General features: G+C 68.9%; 11 protein-coding genes. 5 read left to right on the top strand and 6 right to left on the bottom strand.

What is annotated here, in order from left to right:
- Positions 1-36 precede the first annotated feature (36 nt).
- The 5 genes from VGP60_RS41325 to VGP60_RS41305 all read right to left on the bottom strand — a co-directional run bounded on the left by VGP60_RS41325 (position 37) and on the right by VGP60_RS41305 (position 5,628).
- Entirely contained in the window at positions 37-1,263 is a 1,227-nt protein-coding gene (locus tag VGP60_RS41325; RefSeq protein WP_327553696.1) for a ricin-type beta-trefoil lectin domain protein, read from the bottom strand.
- Between the two features lie 133 nt (positions 1,264-1,396).
- Positions 1,397-2,551 carry a mechanosensitive ion channel family protein gene (locus tag VGP60_RS41320; protein ID WP_327553695.1) on the bottom strand — a complete coding sequence of 385 codons (1,155 nt, stop codon included), beginning with the start codon at positions 2,549-2,551 and terminating at the stop codon, positions 1,397-1,399.
- 42 nt (positions 2,552-2,593) lie between these two features.
- Positions 2,594-4,282 (bottom strand): sulfatase, encoded by a 1,689-nt coding sequence (locus VGP60_RS41315; protein WP_327553694.1) that lies wholly within the window; start codon positions 4,280-4,282, stop codon positions 2,594-2,596.
- A 135-nt stretch (positions 4,283-4,417) separates the two neighbouring features.
- Complete coding sequence (locus VGP60_RS41310; RefSeq protein ID WP_327553693.1) at positions 4,418-4,897, bottom strand: hypothetical protein; 480 nt, start codon at positions 4,895-4,897, stop codon at positions 4,418-4,420.
- A gap of 53 nt (positions 4,898-4,950) precedes the next feature.
- Positions 4,951-5,628 carry an alpha/beta hydrolase gene (locus tag VGP60_RS41305; protein ID WP_327553692.1) on the bottom strand — a complete coding sequence of 226 codons (678 nt, stop codon included), beginning with the start codon at positions 5,626-5,628 and terminating at the stop codon, positions 4,951-4,953.
- Positions 5,629-5,918: 290 nt separating this feature from the next.
- Between VGP60_RS41305 and VGP60_RS41300 the strand changes: the two genes are divergently transcribed.
- The 4 genes from VGP60_RS41300 to VGP60_RS41285 all read left to right on the top strand — a co-directional run bounded on the left by VGP60_RS41300 (position 5,919) and on the right by VGP60_RS41285 (position 10,885).
- The gene (locus tag VGP60_RS41300) at positions 5,919-6,323 is read left to right on the top strand and encodes an STAS domain-containing protein (protein ID WP_327553691.1); all 405 of its coding nucleotides are present in this window, start codon (positions 5,919-5,921) and stop codon (positions 6,321-6,323) included.
- Positions 6,324-6,699: 376 nt separating this feature from the next.
- Positions 6,700-7,137, top strand: coding sequence for a DoxX family protein (locus VGP60_RS41295; protein ID WP_327553690.1), 438 nt, complete (start codon positions 6,700-6,702; stop codon positions 7,135-7,137).
- Positions 7,138-7,352: 215 nt separating this feature from the next.
- The gene (locus tag VGP60_RS41290; protein ID WP_327553689.1) at positions 7,353-9,026 is read left to right on the top strand and encodes a substrate-binding and VWA domain-containing protein; all 1,674 of its coding nucleotides are present in this window, start codon (positions 7,353-7,355) and stop codon (positions 9,024-9,026) included.
- Positions 9,027-9,199: 173 nt separating this feature from the next.
- Positions 9,200-10,885, top strand: a complete 1,686-nt coding sequence (locus VGP60_RS41285; protein ID WP_327553688.1) for a hypothetical protein — start codon at positions 9,200-9,202, stop codon at positions 10,883-10,885.
- 36 nt (positions 10,886-10,921) lie between these two features.
- Here VGP60_RS41285 and VGP60_RS41280 read toward each other — a convergent pair whose 3' ends face one another.
- On the bottom strand, positions 10,922-11,647 hold the full coding sequence (locus VGP60_RS41280) for a class I SAM-dependent methyltransferase (RefSeq protein ID WP_327553687.1): 726 nt from the start codon (positions 11,645-11,647) through the stop codon (positions 10,922-10,924).
- Positions 11,648-11,769: 122 nt separating this feature from the next.
- On the opposite strand from VGP60_RS41280, the gene VGP60_RS41275 reads away from it, so the two are divergent.
- A complete protein-coding gene (locus tag VGP60_RS41275; RefSeq protein WP_327553686.1) occupies positions 11,770-15,780 on the top strand; it encodes an alpha-(1->3)-arabinofuranosyltransferase in 4,011 nt (1,336 codons plus the stop codon).
- Positions 15,781-16,060 lie beyond the last annotated feature (280 nt).

Here is a 16,060-nt window from a genome sequence, read left to right as displayed (position 1 = left end):
CCAAGAGATCACGAGATGTCGACATCTCGTGGGCGCTTAGGCGGGGAGGTGCCAGAGTTGGTTGGCGGCGGCGGTGCAGTCCCAGAGGACCAGCCGGGTCCCGTCGGCCGAGGAGCCGCCGCTGGCGTCGAGGCAGCGGCCGGACTGCGGGTTGCGCAGCGTGCCGTTCGCTTGCGACGCCCAGGTTTGCGCACCCGTCCCGTTGCATTCCCACAGCTGGGTCAGCGTGCCGTTCGCGGTGCCGGAGTTGGCGACGTCGAGGCATTTGCCCAGGGCTCGCAGGGTTCCGCTCTGCACGGTCCAGCGTTGCGCGCCGGAACCGTTGCAGGTCCACAGGCGCACCGCCGTGCCGTTGGCGGTGCCGGAGTTGTCGACGTCGACGCATTTGCCGTCGATCCCGGTCACCGCGCCGCTCGGGTTCGAGCTGCTGCCGCTGGTGGTCAGGTACGCGCTGTTGGCCACGTTCCAGTGCGTCGCGAGATAGCTGCCGGCGGGCGGGTTGGTGTTGAAGTAGTCGTCGCCCTTGCAGTCGATCTGGTTCTCCGGCGCACCGGGGCAGACTTTCTGCAGGCCACCCGGTGGGTTGGGGAGACCGCCGTCGTCGTAGCACATGATGTCTTCGTCGTCCCAGCAATGCCCGAACGCCGAGGAATGTGGCGCGCTGCGCTGGACGGCGCCGAGGGTATGCAGCAGTTCGTGGCCGGTGGCCTGCCAGGACCAGCAGCCCGTGCCGACGGTGGCGTAGTGCGGGCCGGCGTTGTAGGGGTTGCTCGCGCCGGGACTGTCGTTGCCCCCGTTGCCGAAGGCGAGACCGCAGCCGTCCTTGTCGAACCAGACGATGTACTTGCGGTCGGCGCGGTTGTAGCCCTGTGCCTTGATGGCGTTGGTGATCGTGTCCACGGTCGCCATCTCCGACTGGGCGATCGTCACGTTCGCGACCGTCGCGCGGCAATTGGCGTCGGTGACGTAGCGGACGTGCCGGACACCGCCGCCGAGTCGTCCCGCCGCTTCGACGAAGATGTCGTCGATCTGGTCGGCGAAGGTCTGGAACTGCCCGACCAGCTGGCCGTACCGGTCGGCTTGGCCGTTGCCGCGCACGTAAAGCGCCTGGACCCGTTTCCCGCTGGTCCCGTCACCGTCGCAGACCGCGGCGGCGGAGGCGGGTTTTTCGGTGGGAGCCGCGACCCCGCTCGACTGGACCAGTAAGGCCCCCAGCGCCATCGCGGCGCCGACCGCGGCGAACCGTAAGAGATTCCTGGACATGAAGAACCGCCCTTCCGCTGGGGAACGCGCCGAACCCTTCAGAGGTGGTCTAGACCGGTCAAAACGATAGAGATCACCGGCGGTTCTGTCACTGACAGAACCGGACAGATCTCTCTCGGTGACTAGGCCGTGCCTAGCTCGCCTGCGGGCCGTGGAAGGTGTGCTCGCGGGATTTGCCGTCGGCGGTACCACCGAACACCCGCGCGTCGCGCCCGCTGTCGTCCTGCCCGTCGTCGTCGGGCTTTGGCGCGTGTGCGGGGAGTTGTTCGAGGCGCAGCCGCGGAAGCGCTTGTGGCTGCTGGGCGCGGATCCACAGCACCAGGCGTTCGCGCACCGAGCAGCGGAGGTCGAACAGCGTCGGCGCGTCCGCGGCACTCATCAGCGCACGGACGCGGATGAGCGTGTTCACCGCGTCGGTCACCTGCAGCACGCAGACCCGGCCGTCCCACAGTTCGTCGTTCTCCAGGATCCGGCGCAGCTCCGCGCGCATCTGGTCCACCGGCACCGACCAGTCGACGTCGACCTCGACCGTGCCCAGGAGTTCGGAGTCAGTGCGCGTCCAGTTTTCGAACGGATGGGACATGAAATACGACGTCGGCATCACGAGCCGCCGGTCGTCCCACAGGTGCACGACCAGGTAGGTCAGCGTGATGTCTTCGATCCGGCCCCATTCGTTTTCGACGATCACCACGTCGTCGAGCCGGATCGCGTCGCTGAAGGCGATCTGCAGTCCGGCGAAGACATTGCCCAGCAACGATTGCGCGGCCAGCGCGGCCACCGCGCCGATCACCCCGGCGGAGGCGAGCAGGCTGGTCCCCGCTGTCCTGGCGGCAGGGAAGGTCATGAGCATCGCGCCGACGGTGATCACCACGACCGCGGCGACGGTGATCCGCCGGACCAGCGTCAGCTGTGTCTGCACCCGCCGCGCGTGCCGGTTGTCGCGTTCGTCGACCCGCAGGCGCGACATCGCCGCCCGCTCGGCCGAAATGAGCACCGCCGCCAGCAGCCAGGCGCCGGTGGCGATCAGGGCGAGGGTGAGCGTGTGGACCACGGGTTCACGCCAAGGTCCTTGGGCGATACGGGTTCCGACGACCGCTTGGAGGATGATCATCGCGCCGAACCACCGGAAGGGCCGGTTGGCGTGGTCGGCCAGTTCGGCCAGGAACGCCGAATGGCGGCCCAGCCGGCGCAACGCCCGCCGGAGCAGGTGCTCGGCGATCAGGAACACCCCGAAGGCGGCGGCCGCGATCACGGCGACCGTGACTACGGTCGTCCACTTTTCGGACATGGGATCTCCTCATCGGTCCGGGGCAATGAGGGTAGTCACCTGTCAGCGGGGCGCCGGTACCTGTGGTCCGAAAGCGGTGAGGAAGCGGTCGCGGAAGGTGTCCATCGGCCAGACCGGGGCCTGCGGGTTCGGCTTCAGGCCCTCCTGCCAGCCCCAGCTCGTGATCCGGTCCAGCACGGCCGGGTCGTGGGCGACGATGGTGATCGGGACGTCGTGCCCGGCGTTGTCCCCGGTGACGATCGGCGCGGGCTGGTGGTCGCCGAGGAAGACGAGCACGAGGTTGTCGTCGCCGTAGGTCTCCACGTAGGAGATGAGCGCGTTCAGCGAGTACTCGACGGATTTCCCGTAGTCGGACCGGACTTTGGTGGGGTTGCTCGACAGGATGGACTCCGGTGGCGCGCCGGGGGCGGACATGGTGTCGAAGATCGAGCCGTCGCCGACGGCGTTCCAGTCGATGAGCTGGGGGATGGGCGACCAGGGCGCGTGGCTCGAGACGAGGTTGAGCTCGGTCATCAGCGGCGGGTGGCCGGGTTTCGAGTGCTCGAGGCGCTCGAACGCCGACAGCGCGTACTGGTCGGACATGGTGGCCCAGCTGAAGTTCGGGCCGCGGTAGCCGAGGTTCTCGTCGGCGTAGATCCGGTCGTAGCCGAAGAACTTGCCCTCCGGCCAGGCCCGGACCACACCGGGAACGACGGCTGCCGTCTGCCAGGTCGCGCGCTTGAACGCGTTGGTCAGGGTCAGCCTGTCGCTCGCGACGAGGTTCTCGTAGCGCTGCTGGTTGTCGATCCACAGCCCGGACTGCAGCGTGGAGTGCGCCAGCCAGCTGCCGCCGCCCGACGTCGGCGAGGTCAGGAAGCCGCTGCGGGCCTGGAATCCGGCTTTGCGCAGCCGGTCGTTCCCGGCGGTGAGCACCGCGTCGACTCCGGGAGAGATGGCGGGATCCTCGATCGCGACCCGGCCGTAGCTCTCGACGAAGGTGAGCATGACGTCCTTGCCGCGCAACGCGGTCAGCATGTCGCTGCCCGGGGTGTTGCGGAAAGCGTCGACGGAGGCCTGCGCGGCGAACTCCTCGTGGTCCTTGAGGCTCACCCCCACCTGGCGCGTCCTGTCGTAGGTGTAGGTCGCCGCGCTGGTGGACGCGATCGGCGCTCCGGCGACGAACTGCGCGCCGAACAACGCGCACACGGCCCACAGGGCGCCGAACGCCGCGGTGGCGCGGGTCGCGGCGGTGTGATGCCTGCCCAGCAGGCGGGTCAGGCGCCGGACGGCGAGCGTCATCAGGACGAGCACGGCGATGGCGACCAGCACGGCCCCGATCACGGCCGCGATGGAGGCGGCGTGCCCGGCCGTCTCGTCGAGGTAGTCCATGCCGTTGCCGAAAAAGGACCAGTCGAGCACGAGGTCGAACGGCCGGGCGAGCGACACGTAGAAACCCATGTCGACGACTTTCACGATGACGATCACGCCCAGGACCACCCCGGCGATCACCGCCACGACCCGCCGCGCCTTCTCCGGCAGGACGAGCATGAGGGCGACGCCGATCAGGCCCTCGAGCGGGATCCGGACGAACGCGCCGAAGGTGAGGAGGTTGAGCTGGTTCGGCGCGACGAGCGCGAAGAACACGAACAGGAAGGCGAGCGCGGTCAGCAGCCAGGCCACGACCGGGCGCCACCTTCGCTGCTTCGCGGCGTCGTCGCCCAGCGTGGGCTGAAGTTCGCCGTCCGTCGTCATGTGGTCCTCCGCGGGAGCCTGGTGGTCGAGCGTGCGCATCATCGCAGGGCCGACAAAGATTCTTGTTCGGGGTCGGCCGAAAATAGCGGGCGCACGGTGAATCCCTTGCTAAGCGGGAATTACCGCCCTTTTGTCCTACTCGGACTGTCGTCGCAGCATATCGATGTGTTCGCGGGTGGCCCGGAGTTCCGCGGCCATCGCGCCGAGTCCGGTCATTCCCAGGCGGAGTTGTTCGCTCTTCTCGGTGCGGTATTTGGGAAACGCGAAGCGCACGGCGTGGTGGACCATGATCAAGTGGTACTGCAGCAAGGTGATGAGCTCGGAACGGAGGTTCTCCGTCGAACCGGCTGCGGGGGAATCGAGCGTCCACGAGACGAGCCGGTTGTACTCACTGGCCACCCGATACGCCTCTTTTGCGACGCTCGGTGGCGTTTCCCCGGGCTGGGCACACGCGCAGATGACGGCGTCGGCGTCGAACTGGAGCTCGACCGCGCGATCAGCTATGCCCGAAAAGGTCACGAGGGTTTCCCAAACGGTCGCTTTCGGCGGCCGGTCGCGTCGCTGTGGCCACAAACGCACCATGGGATCGGTTCCCTCGTCATCGAGGCGGTCCATGCTACTCCCGGGTCCGGCGCGACATGTCGACATCTCGTGACGCCGGAGGCTCGTCAGGGGAGGTAGGTCTCGAGGGCGTCGGCGAGTTCTTTCGGCTTACCCAGCGCGACGCAGTGGCTTCCGGCGATTTCGTCCGGGGTGATGTCGAGGCGTTCTTTCGCCAGGCGGCGGAAGAAGTCCGGCGGGAAGAACCGGTCCTCGGTGCACAACAGGAACTTCGTGGGCACGTCCGGCCAGGCGTCGAGCGGCCACGGCACGTCCATCGGGGTTCCCGACTGGCCGCGCTCCCGGTGTATCGCTTCTTCGGCGAGTTCGGGCGGGACGTCGTGGTAAAAACCGATGAGAGGATCGTCGTTCCCGGTCAGGCCGCCGTCGAGGGCGGCCTGCTCCTTCGCCGCCGCGCCGTAGCCGGTGTTCGCCCACCAGTCCCCGGGCCTCTCGCCCGGAGCCGGGATCATCCCGGCGAGCAGCACCAGCACATCGGTGGCGAGGCTCGAGGCGACCAGCGGCGCGGTGAAGCCGCCGAACGAATGGCCGACGACGACGAGATCCCCGCGGTCCCCGACGGCCCCGATCACGGCGTCCGCGTACTGCCTAAGGCCCGCGGAATCGTCCTCGCTGGGCAGGTCGGGGGCCACCACGTCGTGCCCGCGCCGCCTCAGTTCGGCTTCGAGCAGGTGCCAGGCCCAGCCGCCGTCACCGGCGCCGTGGATCAAGACGAAAGTCGCCACCGGCCGTACCTCCGCGATTTGGGTGATTCCCCGAAGTGAGAAACCACCCTAATCGCCCGGACCGGAAGTCGGGAACCCATTCCGCGCCATCGGAGATCCGGCGACACTGCAAGAACCCGGATGCATCGTGCTGCCCTCGTCACGGCGGCCGAGGCTGTAATCGATACCTTGGCAGGTGGGGGAGAAACGGCCTGAGGGTTGCAGCGTCACCGGGGAGCCCCTACCGTCGAGGGGTATATCGATAGCAGGCTGTTAGTTCGACCTTACGCAGTGCCACGACAGGAGGCCCTGTGCCGTTCGCAGCGGATGATTCGGAAGAGGTTGTTGTGTCGTCATTGCCGGACGTGCTGAACGTGACGAGTACGTCGTTGCGGGACAAGATCGTTTTGGTGACGGTCTCCGGGGAAATCGACCTGGCCGGTGCGCCGATCCTCGCGGACGCGCTCGCCGAGGTACTGCGGCCGCCCGCGCCGCAGTTGGTCCTGGTGGACCTGCGTGACGTGAGTTTCCTCGACAGCAGCGGGATCAACGCGCTGATCGACGCCCATCATCAGGCGCTCACGAGCTCCGCGCATCTGCGTATCTGCGGAGCCAACCAAGCGGTCAGCAATCCCCTGGAAGTCATGGGAATGACCGATTACCTGGAGATCTACGACAACCGTGCGGCGGCCTTGGCCGACACTTCGATCGGCTGAAGCGAGCCGCATAATCTCCCATCGCCGTTGCCCGTCCACCTCTCCGGTGGGCGGGCAACGGTTCGTCATGGGCTGTACCGCGTACCGTTGACCGGCCGCTGAGGCGGCGGCAGCATGTGCGGATGCCTGGCTCAGCTGAGGGATTCGACTACATCGTCCGCGCCAATGGCGACGTGCACATCGCATGGCGCGCGTCACGGGCAACTACAAGCACGGCAACGAGCGGCTCGCCAAACAGCATCCGCGCAACGCGCGGCGGCCTTGAGTCAGGGCTGCCGAAAAAAGTCGAAAGAAAGTTTCCGGATGGTGTCGAACCGGGCGCCGGTGGTTCGACGTAGGGGTAAAGGACCAGAGAAGCCCCGAAAGGACACTGGACATGAGCATCGAGACCTCGACCCAGACCACCCGCAGCGCCGCCGCTATCGCCCACGACCGGGTCCGCCCCGGTGTGCTGGGGCTGTTCCGCATCGTGGTGTCGTTCCTGTTCCTCTGTCACGGAGTGATGGGATTCGGCCTTCTCGGCGGGATCGACGGCGCGGGGGCGGCGGTGAGCCTGGGGGAGTGGCCCGGCTGGTGGGCAAGCCTGATCGAGGTCGTCGGCGCGCTGTGTGTGCTCGTCGGCTTCGCGACCCGGCCCGCCGCCATCGTGCTGTCCGGCGTGATGGCGTACGCCTACTTCACCGTGCACGCCCCGGAAGCGCTGCTCCCGCTGCAGAACATGGGCGAGCCCGCGGCGCTGTACTCGTGGATCTTCCTGCTCGTCGCGGTGGTCGGCCCCGGCTCTTTCGCACTCGACACGGTGCGCCGGCGCTGACCCGGCGAAGCGTTTCAAGGGGACGGATCACACGATCCGTCCCCTTACGCGTGCGTGGATTGCACGCGCGAGTGCACAGACTGCACTCGCGCGGGTCCCGTAGATCCGGATGACTCCCGTAGTCCTTGACTCGGTGTCTAACCTGTACCCCACGCTCATGGCCACGCTGGATCGCCCAGCAGGATCGAGCCCGGCGGACAGGGGAGACAGCGCTCATGGAGCAACACCCGGAGCCCGTCGCCGCGCGCCGGCGATTCACCTCGCCGGTGGTGCTGCTGAGCGCCCTGCTCGTCATCGCGCTCGTCGGCTGGCTCGGGTTCGACTACCTGCACGACCGGTTGGCCGGCAACGGTTGTACCGCTCCGGCGCAGGTCCAGATCACGGCCGCGACCGATATCGCACCGGTGCTCGCCGAGGTCGCCCGCACCCTGCCGGAGCAGACCGGTGCCGGGTGCTACCGCGTCAGCGTGACCTCGGCCGACTCCGCGAAAACCTCCGGATCGCTCGTCGAGGGCGGGGCGGACGGGCCCGACGTCTGGGTGCCGGAGTCGAGTATGTGGCTGCTGCGCGCCAGGGACGCCGGGGCGTGGAACATCCCCGAATCCGGTCAGCCGGTGGCGAGTTCCCCGGTCGTCCTCGCGCTCACCGAGGACGCGGCGGGCCGGTTCGGCTGGCCGGGCAAGGCCCCGAGCTGGCCTGAGGTCCTCGACGCCGATCCTGCCTCGACCACCATCGGCCTGCCCGACCCGAGCCGCGACCCGATCGGTGTTTCGGCGCTGCTCGGCATCAAGGAGCTGACCGCGGGGGCCGCCGATCCGCCCGCGGCGTTCACCGCCGCCGTCCGGCGGCTGACCACCGGTGTCGTGGCAGGCCCGGCGGAGCTTTTCCCGCGGCAGGAAGGGAAAGCGCCGTTCGCCGCGTTCCCCGCGTCGGAACACGCCGTGCTGACCCACAACCTGGGCGACGGCGGCAGCAAGCTCGTCGCCGCCTATGCCGGCGTGCCGATGCCGAGCCTCGACTACCCGTATGTCGTGCTGCCCAAGGCATCGGAGGCGTCGAGGTCCGGCGCCGAGCGGTTCCTGCGTGAGCTGCTGCAACCGGCCGCGGTCAAAGTGTTCGCCGACGCCGGTTTCCGCACGACCGCCGGCCAGGTGCTCGGCCCGCGTACCCAGGACGGGCGCACGAATGTCACGGCGGTGCCCGTCCAGCCACCCGCGTCGCTCGCGGCGGACGCGGCGCTCCAGGTGTGGGCGGGGGTCAACCTCAGTGCCCGGGTCCAGGTGCTGCTCGACGTGTCGGGCTCGATGGCCGCCGTGGTGCCGGGTACCACGCAGAGCCGGATGCAGCTGACCGTGCAGGCCGCGATCCAGGGAATAGGCCTGTTCAAACCGACGACCGAACTCGGCTTGTGGCTGTTCTCGACCAAACTCGACGGCGACAAGGACTACCGCGAGCTGCTGCCGATGCGGTCCATCGCCGATCAGGTCGCCGCGGGCGGGCTCGGGCAGCTGCAGGGCGTCAAGCCGAAACCCGGTGGTGCGACGGGACTTTACGACTCCGTCCTCGCCGCCTACCAAAGCGCCCGGCAGAACTGGGAACCCGGCCGGATCAACATCGTGGTCGCGCTGACCGACGGCCGCAACGAGGACCAGAACTCGATCACCAAGGACCAGTTGATCGCGGAACTCGGGAAACTGCAGGATCCGCGCAAACCGCTGCCGGTGGTCGGCATCGGGATCGGGCCGGATATCGACGCTTCCGAGCTCCAGTCGATTTCCGCCGCCACCGGGGGACAGGCGTTCACCACCGCCGATCCGACGAAGATCTCGGAGGTTTTTTACCAGGCGCTGAGCAAAATCGTTTGCCAGCCCCCGAGTTGTAAACGCTAGACCCGGGTGGCCCCTGTGCGGCACGATGTCCAGGCCGCACGCTCGCAAGTCCGTGATCGCGCCGGGCCGATGGGGGCACAGTGTTGGTGGATCAGCAGTCGACGGTCCGGGAACCGGGAACGTGGTCACGGCGACCGCGGCCGGTCACGCTCGTGGCGGCGATACTGGGAGTCGTGCCGTTCGCCTTGCACACCTGGGCGGCGTTGCGCGGCGGGTTCGCGCAGGACGACTTCCTGATCACCTACCGGGCGGCCGCGGCGGGTCCGTTCGAGCTCGATTATTTGTTCCAGGACTACCAGGGGCACCTGGCACCCGGTGTGTTCCTGGTGGCCGGGGTGATGACCTTCCTGGCCCCGCTGAACCACGCCGTGATGACCGTGCCGCTGCTGCTCGTGCAGGCGGCCGCGTCGGTGCTGTTCTGGTTGGTGCTCGTGCGCTGTTTCGGCCGCCGGTGGGCGATCCTGGTGCCGTTCGCGGTGTTCACGACGTCGACCTTGCTGCTCGTGCCGACGTTGTGGTGGGCGTACGCGATCCAGATCCTGCCCGTCCTGCTGGCCGCCGTCGGCGCGCTGCACGCGCATGCCGGATACCTGCGCGACGGCCGCCGTGGACAGTTGGTCGCGAGTGCCGTGTGGACAGTCGTCGGCCTCGCGTTCTACGAGAAGGCGGCCCTGATCCCGGTTCTCGTGCTCGGGATGACCGTGCTCGTCGGCGCGCCCCTTCGCCGGTACCGCTTGGTGTGGCTCTGCCAAGGCGGACTGCTCGCCCTCTATGCCCTCGTCTATCTGCTGCTGACGTCGAGCCAGGTCCGGAACGGGACCGCGGAGCGGTCCGTCGTCGGCGTGCTGGAACTGTTCCGGCGGATGGTGGTGGACACCCTGCTCCCCGGGCTGGTCGGCGGCCCGTGGTCCGGTCCGGGCGCGGGGGCGACCTGGGCGAGCCCGCCCGCGGAAGTGCGCGCGATACTGGTGTTCTTCACCCTGGCGGTGCTGGCCTGGGGCGTGCGCGCCGGGGGCCGCCGGGCCTGGCGGGCTTGGGCGCTGCTGGGTGTCGCCGTCGTCGTGGACGTCGCTCTCGTGGCGGTGACCCGGTTCAGCGAGGTCGGTCCCGCGCTGGGCAACGATCCGCGGTATGTCGCCGACATCGTGCTGGTGGCGGCCTTCTGCGGGGCGTTCGCCTTCCTGCGGCCCGTTCTTCTGGCGACAGAACCCGAAGACGTGCCCGCCAAGCGCGAACGCCCGGTGGCGCTCGGGCTCAGCGCGGCGTTGCTGCTGAGTTCCGTCGTGGGGTTCCAGCAACTCGCCCCGGCGCTGCGCTTCGACCACGCGAGCCGCTACATCGACAACGCGCGGGCGGCCGTGGCCGGCGACCCCGAGCTGATCCTGTTCGACGCGCCGGTACCGAGTGACATCGTCCACGAGTGGTTCGCCGAAAACTCCCGCGCCTCAAGGGTTGTCGGTCTCGTACCCGGGATCCGCTTCGACACGCCCACGTCCCGGATGCACCTGCTCGACGACTCCGGCCGGCCACAGCGGATCACCGGGGTCGACCCGATCGCCGTCAGCGTGCCCGGCCCGGTGGAGGGCTGCGGGAACCCGGTCGCCGACATCCTCGTCCGCATCCCGCTCGACATGGCGGTGCTCGGACGGTATCTCCTGCGCGTCGACTATTACACCGCGGCCGGTGGTGAGGGCTTCGTGGACCGCGACGGATTCCGCACGCCGGTCTGGTTCCAGGAGGGCCTGCACTCGATTTACCTGCCCGTGGAGGGGCTTTTCGACAAGATCGGCGTCCAGCTCGCGAGCAAGGGAGCGCCGGTCTGCATCGCGAAGCTCTACGTCGGCAAGCCGACGACGTAAGTCCTTCGCCATCTGTCGACAGATGGCGAAGGACCCTCAGTACGGGTCGTACGGGCTGTCGTGGCCGAGCAGTTTCGTCACGGAGCGCAGTCTCAGCCGCAGCAACACCTTCAGCCCGACGTTGCGGCAGAACCATGGCAATTGGGCGAGCACGCGCGCTCTGTCCACGGTGGACGGCGGCTTCAGGCTGAAGCGGGCGAGCGAAGTCTCCCGGTCGAGGTAGGTGTACCGGCGTCCGAAAAGGACCTTCGCGAGCGTGCCGAGGGTGACCCCGATCGACGAAAAGCAGTCGTGCACCAGGATTTCCCCGCCCGCCGGAAGATGCGCGGACCAGCGGAGATCGTCGGTGTAGGTCCAGTAGTCGTGCTTGCCGTCGATGTAGAGCAGGCGGATCGGCCGGTCCCAGTCCGGTCGTAACCCGGTGCTGTACGCGGTGACTAGTTCGACCACATCGGTGAGCCCGGCCGCCTCGACGTTCGCCTCGAACCGTTGGCGCGTCGGCGATCCGCCGAATAGTTTGCCGTCGACGAACGGGTCCACCGCGACCACCACGGCACCGACCGTGCGCGCGGCGGCGCCCAGCACCACGGTGGACCGGCCCTGGTGGCTGCCGATCTCGACGATCACGTCGTCCTCGCCGAGCTTGCGCGCGGCATTCCACAGCGCGAGCCCCTGTTCCCTGGTCAGCCAGCCTTTGACCGGCTCGGCGACCGCCCAGGTCTTCGCGAAATCCTGCTCGTGAGAAATGGAAACACCTGCCAATGCGAAGGAAACCGGAGTTCGCCGGTCACCCTAGCCGCGTTGCGCCCGCCGATCTACCCGTCGGTAACGATGGAGGGCAAGTGATGGCGGCGCCGCCCGCCCACCGCCTAAGATCCCCCGAAATGGTCACCATCGACGAACGAACCTCCGGCAAGGCGGCGCGGCCACCCGGGCGGGGGAACGGCTGGGTCCACGCGATCTCGCCACGCCGTCTGGTGCGCGCGCCGAGCACCTGGATCGTGCTCGCGCTGACCCTGCTGTCCTTCCTGCAACGACCGGGGAAGACGACTTTCGACACGAAGCTCGACCTGTCCGTCGACCCGCTGGCCTTCCTCGGCCGCGCGCTGCACCTGTGGAATCCGCAGGCGACCGCCGGGGAACTGCAGAACCAGGCGTACGGCTATCTGTTCCCGATGGGACCGTATTTCGTCCTCTGCGACGCCGTCGGGATGCCCGCGTGGGTCGCGCAGCGGCTGTGGTGCGCGCTGTTGCTCTCGGTGGCCTTCGCCGGGACGCTGCTCCTCGCCCGCGCGCTGGGGATCGGCACCGAACGGGCCCGCCTGATCGGCGCGGTCGGTTACGCGGTGGCCCCGCGGATGCTCACCGAAATCGGCTCCCTGTCGGCGGAGATGCTGCCCGCGGTGCTGCTGCCGTGGGTGCTGCTGCCACTGGTGTCGGCCGGGCGGATCGGGTCCCCGCGCCGGGCCGCCGCGCTGTCGGCGTTCGCCGTGCTGGGCATGGGCGGGGTGAACGGCGCCATGATCGTGATGGCGCTGGTGCTGCCCGGACTCTGGCTGCTGAGCCGGGCTTGGTCCCGCGCGCACGTCAAGCTCGTCGTCTGGTGGCTCGTGTTCGTCACCGCCGCGATGCTGTGGTGGATCCTGCCGCTGCTCCTGCTCGGCGAGTACAGCCTGCCGTTCCTGAACTACATCGAGTCGGCGACCAACACCACCGCGCCGATGTCGCTGTTCGAGGTGCTGCGCGGGACGAACCAGTGGGTCGCCTACGTCGTGCAGGGCACGCCGTGGTGGCCGTCGGGCTGGCTGCTGATCGACAACCCGGTGCAGATGCTCGCCACCGGATTGGTCGCCGCTGTCGGGCTCTTCGGCCTGACGCGGGGACGGCTGCCCGAGCGCCGATTCCTGGTGCTCGGCGTGGTCACCGGCGTGACACTGCTGACCGTCGGATACGTCGGCACGCTCGACAGCCCGTTCTCCGGGCCGGTGCGGCAACTGCTCGACGGGCCGCTCGCGGCACTGCGCAACGTGCACAAGTTCGAGCCCGTGCTGAGGCTGCCGCTGATGCTGGCGTTCGTGCACGGTGTTTCGGGATCGCTGGTGCGTAAAGGGGCGTCGTACTGGCGACCGGCGCTCGGCGCGCTGCTGATCGTCGTGATCGCCGCGCCAGCCTGGCTGCTGACGCTGCGTCCCGGTCCCGGCTGGGACGAGGTGCCCGGGTACTGGGACGACGCGATGGGCTGGGTCGCCAAGGCCGGCGGCCAGGATCGCACGCTGATGCTGCCCGCGACCGGCTTCGGCGAGTACACCTGGGGCCGCACGGTGGACGAACCCGCGCAGTCGCTGGCGACGAGCCCGTGGGCGGTGCGCAACCAGGTGCCGCTGGGCTCGGAGGGCAACACCCGGCTGATGGACTCGGTGGACGCCGCACTCGCCGACGGCCGGGGTGATCCGGGACTGGCCGATCTGCTGGCCCGGTCCGGTTTCCGGTTCCTGTTGCTGCGCAACGACATCGACCGTGTGAAGACCAACGCACCCTCGGTGACGACGTTGCGTTCCGGGCTCGCGGGTTCGCCGGGCATCGCCGAGGCCGCGCGGTTCGGGCCGCTGGAGATCTTCGAGGTGCGGCGCGATGTCCCGCAAGTCACGGCCACGTCCGTAAAGGACGTTCCGACAGTCAGCGGTGGCCCGGAATCGTTGCTGCCACTGATGAATTCCGGGCAGCTCGACCCGGGCACGCCGACCGTGCTCGCCGGCGACGGCGGCTCACCCGGCGGAACCGGCCGGTTGGTCACCGACGGCCTGCGGCGCGCCGAGCGCAACGTGGGCGGGGTACGCGACAATCTCAGCCAGACCCTGACCGCCACCGAACAGCCGAGGCAGGACCGCGCGACCCTGGACGTCCTCCCGTTTCCCGGTGAGCAGCACCAGACCGTGGCCGCGTACCGCGGGATCCGCTCGGTCACGGCGTCGACCGCCGCGTCCTTCGCCGACGCGCTCGGCGGCTCGGACCCCAGCCACCAGCCGTTCGCCGCCATCGACGGCGATTCGCGCACGGCGTGGCACTCGTCGGCGTTCGGCGGGCCGATCGGGCAATGGCTCGAAGTCGAACTCGACACCCCCAAGGTGGTGAACTCACTGGATCTCGAACTGGTGGACGACATCCGCGTCGGCTGGCCGCCCACCCGGATCCGGATCACCACCGACAACGGCTCGGTCGACCACCAGGTCATCCGTGGCGAGGGCGGGCATTCGTACCAGTCGGTGCCGGGGATCACCCGCAAGGTGCGGATCACGGTGCTGTCCCTGGTGGTCGGGCGGCTGGACGGCAACGTCGGCGTCGCCGAGCTCAAGATTCCCGGAACCGAGCCGCAGCGCGCCCTCGAAGTCCCGGCCGACCTGCCCGGCGGGTCGGCGCCGGGCTTCGCTTTCAGCCGCGGGGCGCAGCCGCGGTACGCCTGCCAGGGTGGGCAATGTGACGCCGGGCTGGCCCGCGAAGGGGAAGAACCCGACGGGATCCGGCGGTTGTTCACCACGCCGAAACCGGCGAACTTCGTGCTGGGCGGAACCGTGCTGCCCGCCGCGGGCGGGCGGAATCCCGTGTCGCTGCCCGGGGTTTCGGTGTCGGCGACCTCCCAGCTCGGTGGTGATCCCGCCGCGGGCGGGTTCGCCGCCGTCGACGGGGATCCGGCGACGACGTGGATTCCCGATCTCACCGACCTGCGTCCCACCCTGACGCTGGAGTGGCCGGGGAAGCGGCGGATTTCCGGGCTGCGCATCGGTGCCGGCCCCGGAGTCAAAACCCCGCAACGGCTGCAACTCACCACTCCTGGCGACACGCGGAGCGTCGAGGTCGGCGCGGACGGCACGGCGACTTTCCCGCCGCTCGACACCGATCAGCTCTTGCTCAGTCTGTCCACTTCGGACGATGAACCGCCACGATCCGCTGTGACACAGGGCATCGGGAGCCTTGCCCTGACCGGCGCCGAGGACCTGCTGCGCCCGCTGTCCCCGGACGCGCCGTTCGCGGTGCCGTGCGGGGAAGGCCCGAACATCCGTCTCGACGGCGTCGACCACGCCACTTCCGTGCGCGGCACCCTCGCCGACATCACCGCGCATCGCCAAGTCGCGCTGCAGACCTGTCCGGACCTGGAGGACGGCGTCGAGCTGGGTGCGGGAGGCCACGAGCTGCGGACAGATCCGTCTGATTCCTTTGTGGTGCAGGATCTCTGGCTGCGGCCGGGCGGTGCCGCGGCACCGGCTCAGCGGCGGGCCACCGAGGTGCGGCAGTGGGACGCCACGGAACGCTCGGTGAGTGTCGCCCCCGGCGAGGCCGCCGTGCTCGCGGTGCCCGAGAACGCGAACGCCGGGTGGGTGGCGCGGCTCGACGGCCGGGAGCTGGCAAGGACTCGGGTGGACGGATGGCAGCAGGCTTGGGTCGTCCCCGCCGGGGCTGGGGGCGTTGTCTCGCTGGAATTCACGCCTGACCGGACCTATCGCACCGGATTGCTGATCGGGGCGTTCGCGGTGCTGGTGTTGCTCGCCGGGTTGGTGCTGCCCGCGCGCCGGCGGCTTTTCGAGGTGTCGGCGGGCGGGGCTATTTTGGTGCCCGTGCTGCTGATCGGGCTGCTGGCGGTGCTGGGCGGGATGTTGCCGGTGGTGCTGCTGATCGGATGCCTGCTGGCTCGGCAGTTCAGCGAACACGCGCCGCGGGTGCTGGCTTTCGGCGGGATGGTGGTGGCGGCCGGGGTTTCGGTGGTGGGGCGGTTGCTGGGGCATGGGCAGGAATGGGCCTATGGGCCGGTGAGTCAGGCGGCGCTGCTGCTCGCCGCTGCCGCGACTGTCGCTTGCTGTATCGACTGGTTCGCCGAGCGTGGGCGGGTTCGCGGAGTGTGAGGTGGGCAGTGCCCCCAAAGCGGCGTTGGGGGCACTGGACGTCCCCAACGCCGCTTTGGGGGCATGAGCTCGTCCTGGCCTGCTGTCCCCACCGGAGTCCGTCCCGGCTTAGCCGTGGCGTCAATGGACCTTTCATCTCGGATGAAAGGTCCATTGACCGGGTTCGTGGTTGGCCACTCAGGTCTTAGCTCGGGGTGACCGGAGTGCGCAGGTCTTGGTGTTGTGGTGACGTGGTCGCTCAGGTCTGGGTTTGGGGTGACTGGGGATTGGCTCGGCGGGT

This window comes from Amycolatopsis sp. (assembly GCF_036008905.1).
Lineage (GTDB): Bacteria > Actinomycetota > Actinomycetes > Mycobacteriales > Pseudonocardiaceae > Amycolatopsis.
The sequence above is the reverse complement of the archived record's forward strand: the minus strand, read 5'-3'. Positions and strand labels throughout refer to the sequence as shown.